This window comes from Amycolatopsis oliviviridis (genome assembly GCF_014654365.1).
GTDB lineage: Bacteria > Actinomycetota > Actinomycetes > Mycobacteriales > Pseudonocardiaceae > Amycolatopsis > Amycolatopsis oliviviridis.
This window is the reverse complement of sequence record NZ_BNAY01000003.1, coordinates 964,351-979,918: the sequence shown is the minus strand read 5'-3', so window position 1 is coordinate 979,918 and position 15,568 is coordinate 964,351. Positions and strand designations below refer to the sequence as shown.

Sequence of the window (15,568 nt, the reverse complement as noted above, 5' to 3'; positions counted from 1 at the left end):
GCTTTGTTCGGCCCGCAGGGCAGACGTGATAGTCGTCGGACTCGGCTGAGTGGGCCTGAGCTGTCGACAGCGTTTCCACTGCGAGGTAAGCAGCCGCAAGCCAAGTGTGCCCCCGGCAGGATCCGAACCTGCGACACCCGCTTTAGGGGGGAGGTCAACAGCGTTGACTATGGCCTCTACCTGCAACTTCGGTATCCCGACAGAGCTCTGTGACCTCATCGATCACGCGGTTCGTTCGAGCTTCGGGTCACGGTATGGGTCATGTCGAACTTGCTCTCGGGTTCGGGCGTGCCTTGACGTGCAATGGCTGTACAGACCTAGCCCGTGAGCGAGGTCAGGAGGAGTTCGCCGACAAGGGCGACCGTGTCCGGCGTGGTGTCGGAGCCGCTGGGTGTTGTCCTGATGAGTCGCAAGCTGCGCTCGGCGGCTGTCCCGAACCATCGTTCGACGTGTAGAGCTGCGTCCTGTTTCAGCAGGACATCGGCGGCTGACAGTTGCGCGCGAACAACCGATCCGGTCTCATCGTCGAGAGCGAGCCGGACGATGTCGAGCAAGTCGGTTGCTTCCTTGACGCTTGCTCGGTTCGGAAGCGCCTGCAGTTTTGTGGCAATGAGCGGTCCTGGCTCGGCAACGTGAACCGTGTGTTCGCTCGTGGTGCCGCCACCGGCGGCACGAATATGCAGTGGCGTCGCTGAACGCAGTGCCCAGTCGTGGCTGAGCACGTAGAGCCGGTCGGTAGGATCCCCAGGGAGATCGTTGAGTTGGTCCTCGCTGACTTCAAGCACATCCACGCGAACGTCGCCTGTCGGTGTGGCGACCATTGCGCCGGCTCCATCGACTGCGGTAGCCCCGGTGGCGAGTAGGACATCGAGTTGGCCCGGCTCGCCGCCCAGTCGCCGGTTGACGGTGTCGACGTCAGTGGTCACCCGATGCGCGGCGGAGCCGAGGCGTGATAGCACCGCGAGGCCGCCGACCACCGTGATCCTGCGATCGAGCCGCCGTTCTATCTCAGGAAGCGCTTGGACCAGGGACGCCGTGAGCGGACCGAAGAGTTCCACTTCACGGGGTCGATCACCAGACACGCGTTTCCCCTTGAGGTGGATTCCAGCCTTCGAGGATCTCCCGGCCGCGGCCGGGATCCGTGGCCAGGTCAAGAGCCACGAATAGTGGATGTGTGAGGGGCCACGGTGGCCCATCCGATGGGCCCGTGTATCGCAAAGTGCAGACCTGGGGCACCGGTGCGATCCGGATGGTTGCCCCGCGGGCGTCAACGGATGTCGGTCTACCCAGAAGCGTTTCGGCTCGGTGTGCCGTGGTCGTGTCGGGGACATAGAAGTCTGGCGGATATCCGGCGCGGACGCCGGCGGGCGCTCCGTAGGCGGCAGCTGCCATCGTGTCGGTGAGCGCCCAGCCGATGCCGGTTTCCAGCTCATCCCAGCCAGTGTGCAATGCAGCACTGATCGTGGGGTCGTGGAGGAGCGCAATACGCGCGATCGTCATGCTTGCAGGTCGCCAGGCGCCGGCCGCCTCCCAGAATAGATCCGGTGTCACCGGGAGTCCTTGGGAATCGATGAGCTGGGCTTCTCGCAGAGAGTTCACTACCGTGGACACCGAGCTGGGGGACCGGTTGAGATCTCGTGCGAGCTGGCGGACGGAACCCGGACGCTCAGGGGCGAGCAGTAAAGCGCAAGCAACCTCAAGGGCAACTTTGCCAGCGAACAGGTCAACCGGACGGTGGACCTTGGGAGCCGCTGGGACTGCTGTGTCGACCAGTACCCCAGGGCCGGACAAATGAAGGTGGCCCCGGAGATCGAGCCAGCCCCAGCCGTTCTCTCGGAGGACCTGGCGGGCGGCAGCCACGATCCGATCCGCGACGAGCAACGAGGCAGGAGTGGCTTGTGGACGTGTGCCTGACCAGCGGGGAAGTTGCTTCGCTAGCGAATCCGGAGTGACCGTCGCGGCAACCTCGACGTCGACGTCCAGCAGCACGCCGTTTATCTCAACTGTCAGGTCGGCTGTTGAGCGTTTTTCGGCGGGCACTGCGGCGACGCCGACAGCGTTGAATGCCGCGACCGCGGCATCGATCGCGCCGCGATGGTCGACGGGCATGCCACAATGGTGGCAGGTGTTCGGTGTTCGGTCAAGCGAGAACGCCGAACACCAGTGCTTGGCACCCGACACGACTGGCTACGGCAAGGCTGAACTGGTTCATGGGTTGAACCCTGGCGGCTGAAACTGGCACTCCTGTGTGAGGGTTTCCGACGGGGCGGCCATCCGCGGACCGGGCAGGCCGTCGCAGTAACACCGTCGCCCCGTAGGCCGACTAAGCCGCGTTAAACCGATCACACTGAGGTGGCCGCAGTGTTACCTTATCGTGGGAGCTTGGAAGCGGAGGGTAGCCAATCATGGGGGTCGACGACGCGGTCAGGGCGCTTGCCGCGACAGCACCGAACTTCGGATATCTGCTGCAGCATGAGCCCGCGCTGGTCATACACGGTGCGGGGGCCGAGTCTTACGTTTTCAGCGACCCGAACGCCTCGCTGATCAAGGCACGCCAGTTCGGTGAGGCGTTGACGGCGACAATCTTCCTGAAGTTCGGCATACCGGATATGCCAAGTCAGCAATTCAAGCGCCTGAACATTCTGAAGGAGATGCGACTTGTCGATCACCGTGTGCACGAGTGGTTCACTGCCGTCAGGCTGAAGGGCAACAAGGCGAACCACGAGGGCTACGACGACGCCTCGGACGCTCTGTTGATGGTCCGTGCCTCCTATGACCTGGGTGGCTGGTTCCACCGCATGGTTACGGTCGCGGGCGAGGCGCCACCGTTCGTGCCACCGCAGCCTCGCCAGGCGCCATCAGACGAACTTCGCGGTCTTCTCGACATGTACCGAGCTGAGCTCGTCGAGATGCGGCTGACTATCGATCGGCAGACCGAGTTCGCCGCAGCTGAAGCAGAGGCTCGTCAGGCGGCGAACAACGAGATCCTTTCCGCCATTGAGGCTCAGGGCGACTTGCGCAGCCTGGTGGAGCGGATGGCATCCAAGGTCGAGGGGCTGCAGGCGACCCTTGTTCGGCAGGCCTCGCAAGCTGAGCCGATCAACCCCCGCGTCCGCGACGAGATGATCGAGCGGGCGGTCACGGCGAGCAAGCCGCGTCTCACGGAGGCGGAGGTTCGTCGCATCGTCGACCGGATGCTCGAGTCCGCGGGATGGATTGTGCAGGACCGTGCCGTGTTGAGCGTGCATGCGGGCTTGGGCGTCGCGGTGCGCGAGATGACGGTAGGCCGCGGTCGCGCCGACTACCTTCTCTACGTCGATGCGAAGTTGGTCGGTGTTCTCGAGGCGAAGCGGGAAGGTCTGAGCCTCGTCGAGGTCGAGCAGCAGTCACGGCGTTACGCAGAAGGCCTCGATTCGGCGCTTCGTATCGCGGCGTGGAGGGTGCCATTGCCATATCGCTACGAGTCGACCGGCATCGAGACCCGGTTCACCAACATGCTGGACCCGATCAGCAGGTCGCGCCGGGTGTTCTCGTTCCACCAGCCGGTTACGATCGCACGTTGGATGCGGGAGGCGGAATCAGACGAGACAGCACCGACGTTCCGTTCCCGGCTCGGTCGGCTGTCGTCGCATGAGATCAGAGGCAAACTGAGGGACGCACAGGTCGAGGCCATCACCGGGCTGGAGCGTTCGCTGGCACAGGATCTGCCACGAGCCCTGATCCAGATGGCGACGGGGGCCGGCAAGACCTACACCGTGGTCAACGAGACTTACCGATTGCTGAAGCACGCTGGTGCGAAGCGCGTTTTGTTTCTCGTCGATCGCAACAACCTGGGTAAGCAGGCTGAGGCGGAGTTCTCCAGGTTCGAGTCGCCCGATGACGGAACCCTGTTCACCAAGCTCTACAACGTCCAGCGGCTCACCAGTCCGGTGATCGCCGACTCCACGCACGTGGTGATCTGCACCGTCCAGCGGATGTTCAAGGTGCTGTGCGGCCAGGACCTTGGGCCGGACGACGACAGCGCGGACGATTATCAGGTCAACGAAGCGGTCGAGATCGGCTACAACTCCGCGATACCACCAGAGGCCTTCGATCTGGTGGTGATCGACGAGTGCCACCGGTCGATCTACGGCAGGTGGCGCGCAGTGCTCGAGTACTTCGACGCCCACCTGGTCGGTCTCACCGCGACGCCGGTGGCGCAAACGTTCGGGTTCTTTCGGGAGAACCTGGTAAGCCAGTACACCTTCCGTCAGGCCGTCGCGGATGGTGTCAACGTCGACTACGACATCATGCGGATCAGCACGGAAGTCGGCGAGCACGGCGGCACGATTCCGGCGAAAACAGACGTGCGGATCGTCGACCTGCACACCCGGCGCGAGCGGTACGAACAGCTGGAGACGGACCTCGACTACCGGGCCGACCAGATCGGCCGCTCGGTGATGAATCCGAGTCAGCTGCGCACGGCGATCCGGGCTTTCCACGACCGGTGGCCCGAGTTCTTCCCGAACCGCACATACGTGCCGAAGACGCTGATCTTCGCCAAGAACGACAAGCACGCGGACGACATCGTCGAGATCACCCGTGAGACGTTCGGCGGGGACGCGCGTTTCTGCGCGAAGATCACCTACCGGGCTGACGATCCCGACCAGCTGCTGAAGGATTTCCGCAACGACGCCGACTTCCGGATCGCCGTGACAGTCGACATGATCGCCACCGGTACCGACGTCAAACCCCTGGAGTGCGTGTTTTTCCTACGCGGTGTGTCGAGCGCGACGTATTTCGAACAGATGAAGGGCCGTGGGGCACGCACGATGCCGCCGGAGAAGCTCAAAGACGTTACGCCTGATGCTGTGGCGAAGGAGAAGTTCCTGATCGTCGACGCGGTCGGCGTGACTGATTCGCCGCTGGTCGATGCTCGGCCGTTGCAACCTGCGAGCCAACGGCAGGTGAGCTTGCAGAAGCTGTTGGAGCGTGTCGCCAATCAGGGGATAACCGTTGACGAGGCCGCCGCTCTTGGCGCCCGCCTCGCTGCGCTGGACGCCCGAGTCACACCCACAGAACGAGCTGACCTCGCCGATCTCGCCGGTGGTCGTTCACTCCTCGACCTCGCGAGCACGCTGGAACACGCAACCGACGAGGAATCCCAGGAAGTGGCCCTGCAGGCGGGTGGTGAGGCAGCCCAACGCGCGCTCGTTCTCGACGCGACCCGCCCTCTCGCCGAGCAGCCGGAGCTGCGTCGTCAGATTCTTGAGATGCGCCGCAGGTACGACATGTCATATGACGAGGTCACCATCGACCGGTTGATCTCTGTAGAGGCGCGGCTCATGGAGCACGGTGGGCCCAGCAACGTGGTCGAGGACTGGCGCCAGTACGTCGAAGACCGTCGAGCGGAGATCATGCCGTTCCTGCTCGCCTTCCAGGAGCCAGACCGTGACCCGGCCGAGGTGCGCCGCCAGCTGCGACGGCTCGCTGAAACGATCGCGGCACCACCTCGCCGATGGACACCGGACATCATCTGGCAAGCCTACTGTGAACTCGGCGAGGCGAAGGGCAACGGCTCGTCGAAGGGGATCAGCGAGCTGATCAACCTTGCCCGGTACGCGCTGGGGATGGATGGCGAGTTGCGCACATTCGGCAGCCGGGTGAAGGAGCGCTTGCGGAACTGGCTGGCCCAGCAGGAACAGGCGGGCGCCCGCTTCACGGTCGATCAGGTGTGGTGGGTCGAACGGATCGCGCACGCCGTCGCCAACCGGCTGGCCGTGACCGAGGAGGATCTGGACGGCGTACCGTTCACCGAGCGCGGTGGCATGGACGGCTTCCTCCAGGAGTTCGGTGACGACCGCGCTGAGCAGTTGTTGGACGAGCTGAACAGGAATCTGCCCGCATGACTGACCTGCCGCCAGGCTGGGAGTGGACCACACTTGAAGAGCTGGCATCCCCAGAGCCGCGGTCGATCACGGATGGCCCATTCGGGTCGAACCTGAAGTCGTCCCACTACACAGCCTCGGGCGCGCGCGTCTTCCGCCTGCAAAACATCGGCGACGGCGTCTTCAGGGATGAAAAGGCCTACATATCCTTGGAGCACTTCGAACAACTTCGCGCTCACGAGGCTCGCGAGGGTGATCTTCTTTTCGCGTCGCTTGGTGAGGCGCCTCCGCGCGCCTGCTTGGTACCACGCCTCAACGAACCTGCCATCGTCAAAGCGGACTGCATCAGGATCCGACTGTCGCCCCATGTCGACCCACAGTGGGTCTTGTACACGCTCCTGAGCCCGGCGACCAAGCGCCATGCAGGCGCGCTGATCAAGGGCGTCGGACGGCCCCGACTCGGCCTTCAGCAGATCCGGTCGATACCGATCCCTCTGCCCCCGCTCAATGAGCAGCGGCGTATCGTCGCCACCCTCGAAGATCATCTCTCGCGGATCGAAGCTGGCGACGCCTCACTTGCCAGATCGGAGAGTCAGCTAGCCAAGCTCAAAGACGCGGCAATCGACAGTCTGTTGACCAAGCTTTCTACTGCACCAAGAAGGCCACTGGGAGACCTGCTTCGCACACCGCTTCGAAACGGATACTCAGGACGAGCCGCCGAAGATGGGACCGGAGTCAGGACACTCACTCTATCGGCAGTCACTAAAGGCGAATTCAGTGATCGAAACACCAAGATTGCGGTCATCAAGGACCGCGATATTAGCGATCTTTGGATCGAGCCCGGTGACATTTTTGTACAACGATCCAACACGCCCGAATTGGTCGGAACGTGTGCCATCTATAAGGGCAAGTCAGATTGGGCAATCTTCCCCGACCTGCTAATCCGGGTGAGGACGAACGAGGAGGTCTCTCCCGAGTTCGTGTACCTGGTTCTATCCAGCAGTTCGGCACATGACACTTTGAAAAAGGCGGCAAAAGGCCTCGCTGGGAGCATGCCCAAGATTGACCAGGGCACGCTTGCGCGACTGGACATACCAGTCCCTCCCGTCGAAGTGCAGATCGACACCGTCCGCCAAGCCGGCGTTCTAACGAGCTCTCTCGGTCATCTGAAGGTTTCGCTGGCAACATCACGAACCCGAGGTCAACTCCTCCGTAAGTCATTGCTCAACGATGCGTTCACGGGCCAGCTCGTCCGACAAGATCTCGACGACGAACCGGCTTCGACGCTGCTGGCGCGGATCAACGCCGAACGCGCCGCCCAGTCGAAGCCCAAGCGCACCCGGAAAACCAAGCCCGTTCAGGAGACTCTGCTGTGACCGTCGTGACCACACCCGCCGAGGCCAAGCAGCTCGTCGACAAACTGTGGAGTTACTGCCACGTTCTGCGGCACGACGGCGTCTCCACGATCGACTACGTGGACCAGTTGACCTTGTTGCTGTTCCTCAAGATGGCGCAGGAACGTGCGGATCGGCGTCTGGGCAAGGAAGTCATAGTCCCGGTTGGACTGAGCTGGCAATCGCTGCTCGACCTCGAAGCCAAGGAACTCAAGGACCATTATGAGGCCGTGCTCGAAGAGCTGGGTAAGAACCCGAAGACCGCACGCGGCCTGATCTACCATGGCTCCGAGAACAAGATCCGTAGCGCGGGGACGCTGAAGAAGCTCATCGTCGACCTGATCGACAAGGTCAACTGGTCCGGCACCGGCGTCGACATCAAAGGCGACGCGTACGAGGCCCTTTTGGAGAAGGGCGCGGAGGACGTAAAGTCCGGCGCCGGTCAGTACTTCACGCCGCGTCCGCTGATCGACGCGATCGTCGACTGTGTCCGGCCCACACCGCAGGACACGATCATCGATCCGGCGTGTGGCACCGGCGGCTTTCTCCTGGCCGCGCACCAGCACATCGTCGACAATCATCGGGACAAGTTGTCTCACGACGACGCCACCAACCTGCAGTCGATCTCTGGCATCGAGATCGTTCACGACACGGCTCGGTTGGCTCAAATGAACCTGTTGCTACACGGTATCGGTCGGGCAGGGGGCCCGGCCAACATCGACGTCAAAGACGCTCTGGCCGAGGAGCCCAAGCAACGAGTGTCGCTGGTCCTCGCCAACCCGCCTTTCGGGCGTAAGTCCGGGCTCAGCACGGTCGACGAGTTCGGCAAGGTGACCCGTGAGGATGTCAGCTACGACCGGACCGACTTCTGGGTAAGCACGGCTAACAAGCAGCTCAACTTCGTACAGCACATCGCGAAGCTGCTCAAGGTCGGCGGCCGGGCCGCGGTCGTTGTGCCGGACAACGTTCTCTTCGAAGGCGGTGCAGGCGAGCAGATTCGCCAGCGGCTACTCAAGGAGTACGACGTGCACACCCTGCTTCGTCTGCCCACCGGCATCTTCTACGCCGGCGGCGTCAAGGCAAACGTCCTCTTCTTCGAACGCAAAGAAGTCCGTCCGGACAAGCCGTGGACGGAGAAGCTGTGGGTGTACGACTTCCGCGTCGGCCAGCACTTCACGTTGCGCCAGCGCAAACTCACCCGCGCGCACCTGCAGGAGTTCGTCGACGCCTACCACGCAGAAAAGCGTGAGGAGTCCGATCGGTTCAAGTGTTTCACCTACGAGGAGCTTGTCGCGCGGGACAAGACGAACCTCGACATCACCTGGATGCGCGACCCCGACCTGGACAACGGCGACGATCTCCAGCCGCCAGAGGTGATCGCGCAGGAGATCGTGGACGACCTGCAGGCGGCGCTCAGCGAGTTCGCCGCGGTTGCGGAAGCATTGCAACTCGCGAAGGCCGAGCGGGGGGAGCAGTAGGTGGCCGAGATGCCCTTGCAGGTGCGGCACATCCACGATGCGCTGAACCGCGACTTCACCAGCCTGGTCGACCTGACGGACATCGAAAAGCGACCAGAGCCCGAAAAGGAGCAGGCGTTTCTGTCGCGCGCTCTCACTGCCATCACGCTTCAGGAACTCACCGGCTGGAGCGCGGAGGACGCGGCGAGTGGTGTGATCGACGGTCTCGATGATCAGGGCATCGACGGAGTGGCGGTTTCGCCGACGGCACAGCGACTGTGGCTCGTTCAGTCGAAGTGGAGCGACAAGGGCAGGGCCAGCCTGGATCAGGCTGCGGCGCTCAAGCTGCACCGCGGCATCAAACTGTTGCTGGACGGTGAGTACGACCAGTTCAACGCTCGATTCCAGAAGCTCGCCGGTCGCGTGAGTTCGGCCATCGACACACCCGGTGTGCGGATCACGGTGGTGATCGCGCTAATGGGCCCGTCGACCATCGCGTCGCTCATCCAGAGCGATCTTGATCGTATGCTCGACGAGTTCAACGATCTCGAAGAGCTGGTCGACCTCCAGATCTGGGGGTTCCCCGACTTCCACCGGCTGATCAAGGCCGGCGTCGCCGAGGCGAAGGTCGACATGGAAGCGGTGCTGGAGAGCTGGGGCACGCTCGACGACCCGTACCGCGCCTACTACGGCACGATGCCGGTTTCCCATGTCGCCGCTTGGTACGACGACCATGGCGAGAAGCTGTTCAGCCAGAACATCCGGCGCTCGCTGGGCCTCACCGAGGTCAACAACAGGATTCGCACCACACTGCTGGAGAACCCGGCACACTTCTGGTACTTCAACAACGGCATCACGGTGCTGTGCGACTCCATTCAGAAGTCCGCACGCGATTCCACTACCAAGACCGGCAAGTTCAGTCTCACTGGCGCCAGCGTCGTCAACGGTGCCCAGACGGTCCAGTCGATCCACACCGCCGTTTCTCAGCAGGCCGAGGACGCCCTTGACGGGCGGGTCTGGGTGCGGCTGATCTCGCTGGAGAACTGTCCGGAGGACTTCGACAAGTCGATCACCGAGGCGACCAACACCCAGAACCGGGTGGAGGCCAGGGACTTCGTCGCGCTCGACCAGGCACAGCGGCGGCTGCGCGACGACTTCATGCTGTCATTGCACAAGATCTACGTCATCAAACGAGGGGAACCCGACCCCGATCCCGCCGCCGGATGCTCCGTGGTCGAGGCGGCCCGAGCGCTCGCGTGCGCGAACCCCGATCCCTCGTATGCGGCCCGCGCCAAGAGCGACAGTGCCGTGCTGTGGGAAACCGGGCCGAAGGGCACGTACTCCGCTCTCTTCGGCAATCGCCCCAGCGCGTACACCGTGTGGCGCTCGGTCCAGGTTCTTCGCGCTGTCATGGATCAGGTCCAGGCCGACTCCGACGATCGAGACGGCAGAGCGGCCAAGATCACCGAGCATGCCGACATGCTCGCGGCACACCTGGTCTTCAAGCTGCTCGATCTCGGCCGCCTGGATGATCCCGCCCTGGACTGGGCGTCGGTTCTCCGCAGCGTGCCGAAGTCGACCACCACCGTGCTCGACTGGATCGTCCACCATGTCAACGTCATCCACGGAACGGGTTTCGTACCCTCGATCTTCCGGAGCGCGGAACAGTGCTCGATCCTGGTCGGCCGCGTGCTACCGGACTTGCACGGCGGGCAGCCGGCGCCGGAACTGCCGTCTGAGATCACGGCCGGTCAGCCGACCAGGGAACGCCGCACCAACGCGGTGATCGTGCTCGTCGACGCGGGCCGGATCGAGAACGGCACGATCCTTGAGTTCCGCCCCGGTACCACACCCGAGCAGAAGGCCCTTTCCCCGTGGCTGGCCGAGGATCCGCGCCGTGGCCGCGCCACGTGGGTCAACAACCGCGGTGCTCCGCTGCTCTGGGAAGCGGACGGCAAGCGCTACTCGCCGAGCGGCCTCGCGAAGCACATGCTTAGGCAGGTGGGACTGAAGACTAAAGCCGTGCAGGGAACGAGCCGATGGTTCGTTCCTGGAGCGGGATCACTCGTGAAGCTGGCCGATCAAGTTCGTAGTGACGACACTCCGGCCGTCGGATGAAGAGACGGCGGAGTCAGTCGAACTCGCCTGCCTTGACGCCCTTGAGGACCGCCTGCACTCGACAGCGGTGAAGTAGTGCGGGGCCAGCGTCCGGTCCTTAGTGTCCCCCACGTAATCGGCTGGACGCTCACAATAGACGCCACCCCATTCGTCATCCACATAGATGAGGTCGATGCCATCCACGTCCGCAGGCTGTGATGGCCCCTCTGGTACTCAAAGAACCGAATGTTCCGCAGCCCAAAGTACATGTTGCCCATCCTTGTGGTGCCCCCGGCAGGATTCGAACCTGCGACACCCGCTTTAGGAGAGCGGTGCTCTATCCCCTGAGCTACGAGGGCATGTACTGCCAGGCGCAGCCTACCGGGTGACCGGAGCGGCCCGAGCGTGAGGGCGCAAGTCGCACCCGGGCGGAGCAAGCGGCCAGGCCGGTGAAAGGCCGGAATGACCCGAACGGCGGTTGCGCAGCGGACGCCCCTCAAACCCGCGGCCGGACAGCGACACTGGCCGGGTAGTGACACTCGACCTGCGGATCCGTCCCCGAGGAGCGACACTCAAACCCGACAAAACTGGGTCTGAATCGAGAGCTAGATCGACACAGATGACCCGCGAGGGTCACTCGTACGTGTCTGGTTTCGAAACCCTGAACAACAGTAGGTAATCTTCGTTAACGGGACGCGAGACGCCGCTCCCCCGGCTGCCGGAGGGCTTCGTTGATCAAGCTCATGTTCGCCGACGACGAGGAACTGGTCCGCTCGGGCCTGCGTGCCATGATGTCCGGCGCTGCCGACATCGAGATCGTGGGCGAGGCGAGCGACGGGAGATCAGCGGTCGAGGTCGCCCGGCGGTACCACCCCGACGTCGCGTTGCTCGACATCAAGATGCGCGCGCCTGACGACGGTATTCGCGCGCTCAGGGCGATCTTGGCTCTGCCGGATCCGCCGACCGTGGCCATGTTGACCACGTTCGACATCGACGACTACGTCAGTCTCGCGCTCAGGCTCGGGGCCAACGGCTTCCTGCTCAAGGACATCGACCCGGCGGCGCTGCTGCGGGCGGTTCGCGATCTGGCGCGCGGTGGTGCGGTGCTGGACCCGGGGGTCGCGGCGCGCATGGTCCAGTCGCATCGGGACGAGCAGCGGGCCGCGCAGCCGGCGCGCAAGCTGCTCGCGTCGCTGTCCGAACGGGAGCGTGAGGTCGTCGGGCTGATCGGCCAGGGGCTGTCCAACGCGGAGATCGGCGGGCGGCTCCACCTGTCCGAGGCCACGGTCAAGGGCTACGTCTCGGCCGTCCTGTCCAAGATCGGCGCGGCGAACCGGGTGCAGGCCGCGCTGCTGGCCTACCGCGGTGGCCTGCTCGACCAGTAATGATCCTCACCGCGCTCGAGTTCCTCGGCTTGATCGCGTTCGCCGCCTCGGGGGCGCTCGCGGCGGTGCGGTCCAGGTTGGACGTCTTCGGGGTGGTCATCGTCGGGCTGACCACGGCGCTCGGCGGCGGGGTCATCCGTGACGTCCTCCTCGGGATCACGCCGCCCACGACGCTGCGGACCTGGCCTTACCTGGCGGTCTGCGGCGGAACGGCGCTGGTCGTGTTCGTCTTCCACCCGCAGATCGCGAAGCTGCGGCGCGCCGTGCTGCTCGCGGACGCGCTCGGGCTCGGGGTGTTCGCGACGGCGGGGACCACCATCGCGTTGAACGCGGGCGCTACCCCCTACGCGGCGTGCCTGATCGGGATGACGACGGGTATCGGTGGCGGTGCGGTGCGTGATCTCCTCCTGCGGGAAATCCCGCTCGTGCTGCGGAAGGAGATCTACGCGGTCGCCGCGCTCGCGGGCGCGGTGCTCGTCGTGATCGGTCACGCTCTGCGACTGCCGCCGGGGCCGGTGACGGTCGTAGCAGCTGCCGTCGTGGTGGGGGTCCGAATGCTCGCTTTGTGGCGCAGATGGAACGCACCTGTTGCAAAAGGGCCCGGGACCGGCTGAAACGTCTTGTGGACTGCCGGATTTCCTTTGTTGGTTCTGTGTGTGTTCTTAGGCGAGTCTCAGCACTCTGCGTAAGACTGTCGCCATGCGCATCCTCGTAGTGGACGACGACAGGGCCGTCCGTGAATCACTCAGGCGATCCCTTGAGTTCAACGGGTACCAGGTGGAACTGGCCGGGGACGGCGCGCAGGCCCTGGAAGCGATCATCGCCAACAGACCCGACGCGATGGTCCTCGACGTGATGATGCCGCGGCTCGACGGCCTGGAGGTCGCCCGACGCCTGCGAAGCACCGGTGACGACCTGCCGATTCTCGTCCTCACCGCGCGGGACACCGTGTCCGACCGGGTGTCCGGCCTCGACGCCGGCGCCGACGACTACCTCCCGAAGCCCTTCGCGCTCGAAGAGCTTCTCGCGCGCCTTCGGGCGCTTCTGCGTCGTGCGAGCCCGGACCCGCAGGCGGGGCAGAACGCCGAGATCCTGTCGTTCGCGGACCTCACCTTGGACCCGGGGACGCGCGAGGTGCGCCGGGCAGGCCGGGAGATCAGTCTCACGAGGACCGAGTTCGCCCTCCTCGAACTGTTCCTCTCCTACCCGAAGCACGTCTTGACCCGCAGCCGGATCCTGGAGGAAGTATGGGGATACGACTTCCCGACGTCGGGCAACGCGCTGGAGGTCTACGTCGGCTACTTGCGCCGAAAGACCGAGGCTGGGAACGAACCGAGGCTGATCCACACGGTGCGGGGAGTGGGCTACGTGCTGAGGGAAACCCCGCCGTGACCGAACCCGTCCAGGTCGTCGACGTGTCCGAAAAGGATCCGCGCGGCGACCGCTGGGGCACGCGGCGCTTCTCGCTCCGCGGCCGGGTGACGCTGCTCGCGGCCGCCTCGGTGGCGGGCGCGGTGGCGCTGGTGTCCCTCGGCGCGTACCTCGTCGTGCGCGACAACCTCTATCAGCAGGTGGACGACAACCTCCTCGCCCGCGCGCACGCCGCGGTCGAATCGCCGCAGGTGCAGACCGAGCTGCAGCAGGTGCCCGGCGCCTTCCTCGCCAGCGCGGACCTGCAGATCGGCCAGCTGACGGTCGGGGAGAAGATCAGGCTGACCTATCCGCAGTCCGGCAGCCGCCCGCCGTACGGCGACGACGAGATCGCCGTCGCTTCCGGCGACAAGGCGTTCTCCCTGCGCACCGACCCGAAGACCGACAGCCGCGTCGTCGCCCTCCCGCAGGGCGCGGGGCAGGCGATGGTGCTCGCCCAGTCGCTCGGCCCGACCAAACGCACCCTGAACGAGCTTTCGGTGGTCCTGTTCCTGATCGGCGGCGCCGGGATCCTGGTCGCCGCGGCCGCGGGGACCGCCGTCGCGAGAGCGGGCCTGCGGCCGGTCGACAGGCTGACGTCGGCGGCGGAACGCGTCGCCACCACGGGTGACCTGCGGCCGATCCCGGTCAGCGGCGACGACGAACTCGCCCGCCTGACCCAGAGTTTCAACACGATGCTGGGCACGGTCGCCGAATCACAGGAACGGCAACGGCAGCTCGTCGCCGACGCCGGCCACGAACTCCGGACGCCGCTGACGTCGCTGCGCACCAACCTGGAGCTGCTCCTGTCCGCGAGCAGGCCGGGCGCGCGGACGCTGTCGGACGAGGATCGCAGCGACATCGAGGCCGACATCCGCGGCCAGCTCGACGAGCTGACCCAGCTGATCGGCGACCTCGTCGAGCTCGCGCGCCAGGACGAGCCGCGGATCGAGCACGAGCGGGTCGAGATGGCCGACGTCGTCGAGCGCGCGCTGGACCGGGCGCGCCGCCGCGCGGGCGAGATCGAGTTCGACGTCTCGCTCCAGCCGTGGGTGCTGACCGGCGACACCAGCGCGCTCGAACGCGCGGTGCTGAACCTGCTGGACAACGCGGTGAAGTTCTCGCCGGAGGGGTCGACGGTCGGGGTCCGGCTGTACCCGGTCGGCGACGGCACCGCGGTACTCGAAGTCGAGGACTCCGGGCCGGGGATCGCCGACGAGGACCTGCCGAAGGTGTTCGACCGCTTCTACCGCTCGTCCGAGGCACGGACACTGCCCGGTTCCGGGCTCGGCCTCGCCATCGTCCAGCACGCGGCGCAGCGCCACGGCGGCGACGTCTACGCGGGCCGCGCCGCCACCGGCGGCGCTCTGATGACCCTGCGGCTCCCGGGAGCCCCCGCCTGATGGGCGATTACGCTGACGAGTGATGAGCACCGAGAACGCGCCTGAGACGCCGCCCCGCCGTCTGCTGTGGACTTTGCTGGTGGCCGCGGTGCTGCTGGCCGCCGATCAGCTGACCAAATGGTGGGCGGTCGACGCCCTCACCGATCGCGCCCCGATCCCGGTGATCGGCGACTTCATCCGGTTCCGGCTGCTCTACAACCCGGGCGCGGCGTTCTCGCTCGGCGCCGATTCCACCTGGATCTTCGCGATCGTGGCCGCGGTCGCGGTGGTCGCGCTGCTGTGGATCTCGCGCAAGGTCCGCTCGGCGGGCTGGGCGATCTCGCTCGGTCTGCTGCTCGGCGGCGCGACGACACATCTGGGAGACCGCCTGTTCCGCGAGCCCGGGTTCGCGCGCGGTCACGTCGTCGACTTCATCGACTACAACGGCTGGTTCGTCGGGAACGTCGCCGACATCGCGCTGTTCTTCGGCGCTGTCGCGCTTTTCGTGTTGAGTTTCCGCGGCGTCCCGATCGATGGCGTCAAGCAGGCCGAAGAGTCCTCCGCCGAATAGCCCAG

Annotated in this window: 11 protein-coding genes and 1 tRNA gene; 9 read left to right on the top strand and 3 right to left on the bottom strand. The window is 65.0% G+C overall.

What is annotated here, in order from left to right; all coding sequences use genetic code 11:
* Nucleotides 1-317: 317 nt before the first annotated feature.
* Both IE302_RS17700 and IE302_RS17695 read right to left on the bottom strand, forming a co-directional pair.
* A complete protein-coding gene (locus IE302_RS17700) occupies nt 318-1,082 on the bottom strand; it encodes a prevent-host-death protein (protein WP_191255575.1) in 765 nt (254 codons plus the stop codon).
* Nucleotides 1,072-2,109, bottom strand: coding sequence for a transcriptional regulator (locus IE302_RS17695; RefSeq protein ID WP_191255574.1), 1,038 nt, complete (start codon nt 2,107-2,109; stop codon nt 1,072-1,074). Before IE302_RS17695 ends, IE302_RS17700 begins: the two co-directional genes overlap by 11 nt.
* A gap of 296 nt (nt 2,110-2,405) precedes the next feature.
* Here IE302_RS17695 and IE302_RS17690 point away from each other — a divergent pair, with 296 nt between their 5' ends.
* Genes IE302_RS17690 through IE302_RS17675 form a run of 4 tightly spaced genes read left to right on the top strand, consistent with a single transcriptional unit; the run spans nt 2,406 to nt 10,836 of the window.
* Nucleotides 2,406-5,888, top strand: a complete 3,483-nt coding sequence (locus IE302_RS17690) for a DEAD/DEAH box helicase family protein (protein ID WP_229907814.1) — start codon at nt 2,406-2,408, stop codon at nt 5,886-5,888.
* Nucleotides 5,885-7,243, top strand: coding sequence for a restriction endonuclease subunit S (locus IE302_RS17685; RefSeq protein ID WP_191255573.1), 1,359 nt, complete (start codon nt 5,885-5,887; stop codon nt 7,241-7,243). Before IE302_RS17690 ends, IE302_RS17685 begins: the two co-directional genes overlap by 4 nt.
* The gene (locus IE302_RS17680) at nt 7,240-8,739 is read left to right on the top strand and encodes a class I SAM-dependent DNA methyltransferase (protein WP_191255572.1); all 1,500 of its coding nucleotides are present in this window, start codon (nt 7,240-7,242) and stop codon (nt 8,737-8,739) included. The genes IE302_RS17685 and IE302_RS17680 overlap by 4 nt, the downstream gene beginning before the upstream one ends.
* A gap of 9 nt (nt 8,740-8,748) precedes the next feature.
* On the top strand, nt 8,749-10,836 hold the full coding sequence (locus IE302_RS17675) for an AIPR family protein (protein ID WP_229907827.1): 2,088 nt from the start codon (nt 8,749-8,751) through the stop codon (nt 10,834-10,836).
* A gap of 262 nt (nt 10,837-11,098) precedes the next feature.
* On the opposite strand, the gene IE302_RS17670 is transcribed toward IE302_RS17675, so the two are convergent.
* A tRNA-Arg gene (locus IE302_RS17670) sits at nt 11,099-11,174 on the bottom strand.
* Nucleotides 11,175-11,546: 372 nt separating this feature from the next.
* On the opposite strand from IE302_RS17670, the gene IE302_RS17665 reads away from it, so the two are divergent.
* The 5 genes from IE302_RS17665 (at nt 11,547) to lspA (ending at nt 15,563) form a co-directional block, all read left to right on the top strand.
* Nucleotides 11,547-12,200, top strand: a complete 654-nt coding sequence (locus IE302_RS17665; RefSeq protein ID WP_005155565.1) for a response regulator — start codon at nt 11,547-11,549, stop codon at nt 12,198-12,200.
* Nucleotides 12,200-12,814 carry a trimeric intracellular cation channel family protein gene (locus IE302_RS17660; RefSeq protein ID WP_191255570.1) on the top strand — a complete coding sequence of 205 codons (615 nt, stop codon included), beginning with the start codon at nt 12,200-12,202 and terminating at the stop codon, nt 12,812-12,814. The genes IE302_RS17665 and IE302_RS17660 overlap by 1 nt, the downstream gene beginning before the upstream one ends.
* 85 nt (nt 12,815-12,899) lie before the next feature.
* Complete coding sequence (locus IE302_RS17655) at nt 12,900-13,592, top strand: response regulator transcription factor (protein WP_191255569.1); 693 nt, start codon at nt 12,900-12,902, stop codon at nt 13,590-13,592.
* Nucleotides 13,589-15,013 (top strand): HAMP domain-containing sensor histidine kinase, encoded by a 1,425-nt coding sequence (locus IE302_RS17650; protein ID WP_191255568.1) that lies wholly within the window; start codon nt 13,589-13,591, stop codon nt 15,011-15,013. The genes IE302_RS17655 and IE302_RS17650 overlap by 4 nt, the downstream gene beginning before the upstream one ends.
* A 22-nt stretch (nt 15,014-15,035) precedes the next feature.
* Nucleotides 15,036-15,563, top strand: a complete 528-nt coding sequence (gene lspA, locus IE302_RS17645; protein ID WP_191255567.1) for a signal peptidase II — start codon at nt 15,036-15,038, stop codon at nt 15,561-15,563.
* Nucleotides 15,564-15,568: the final 5 nt, after the last annotated feature.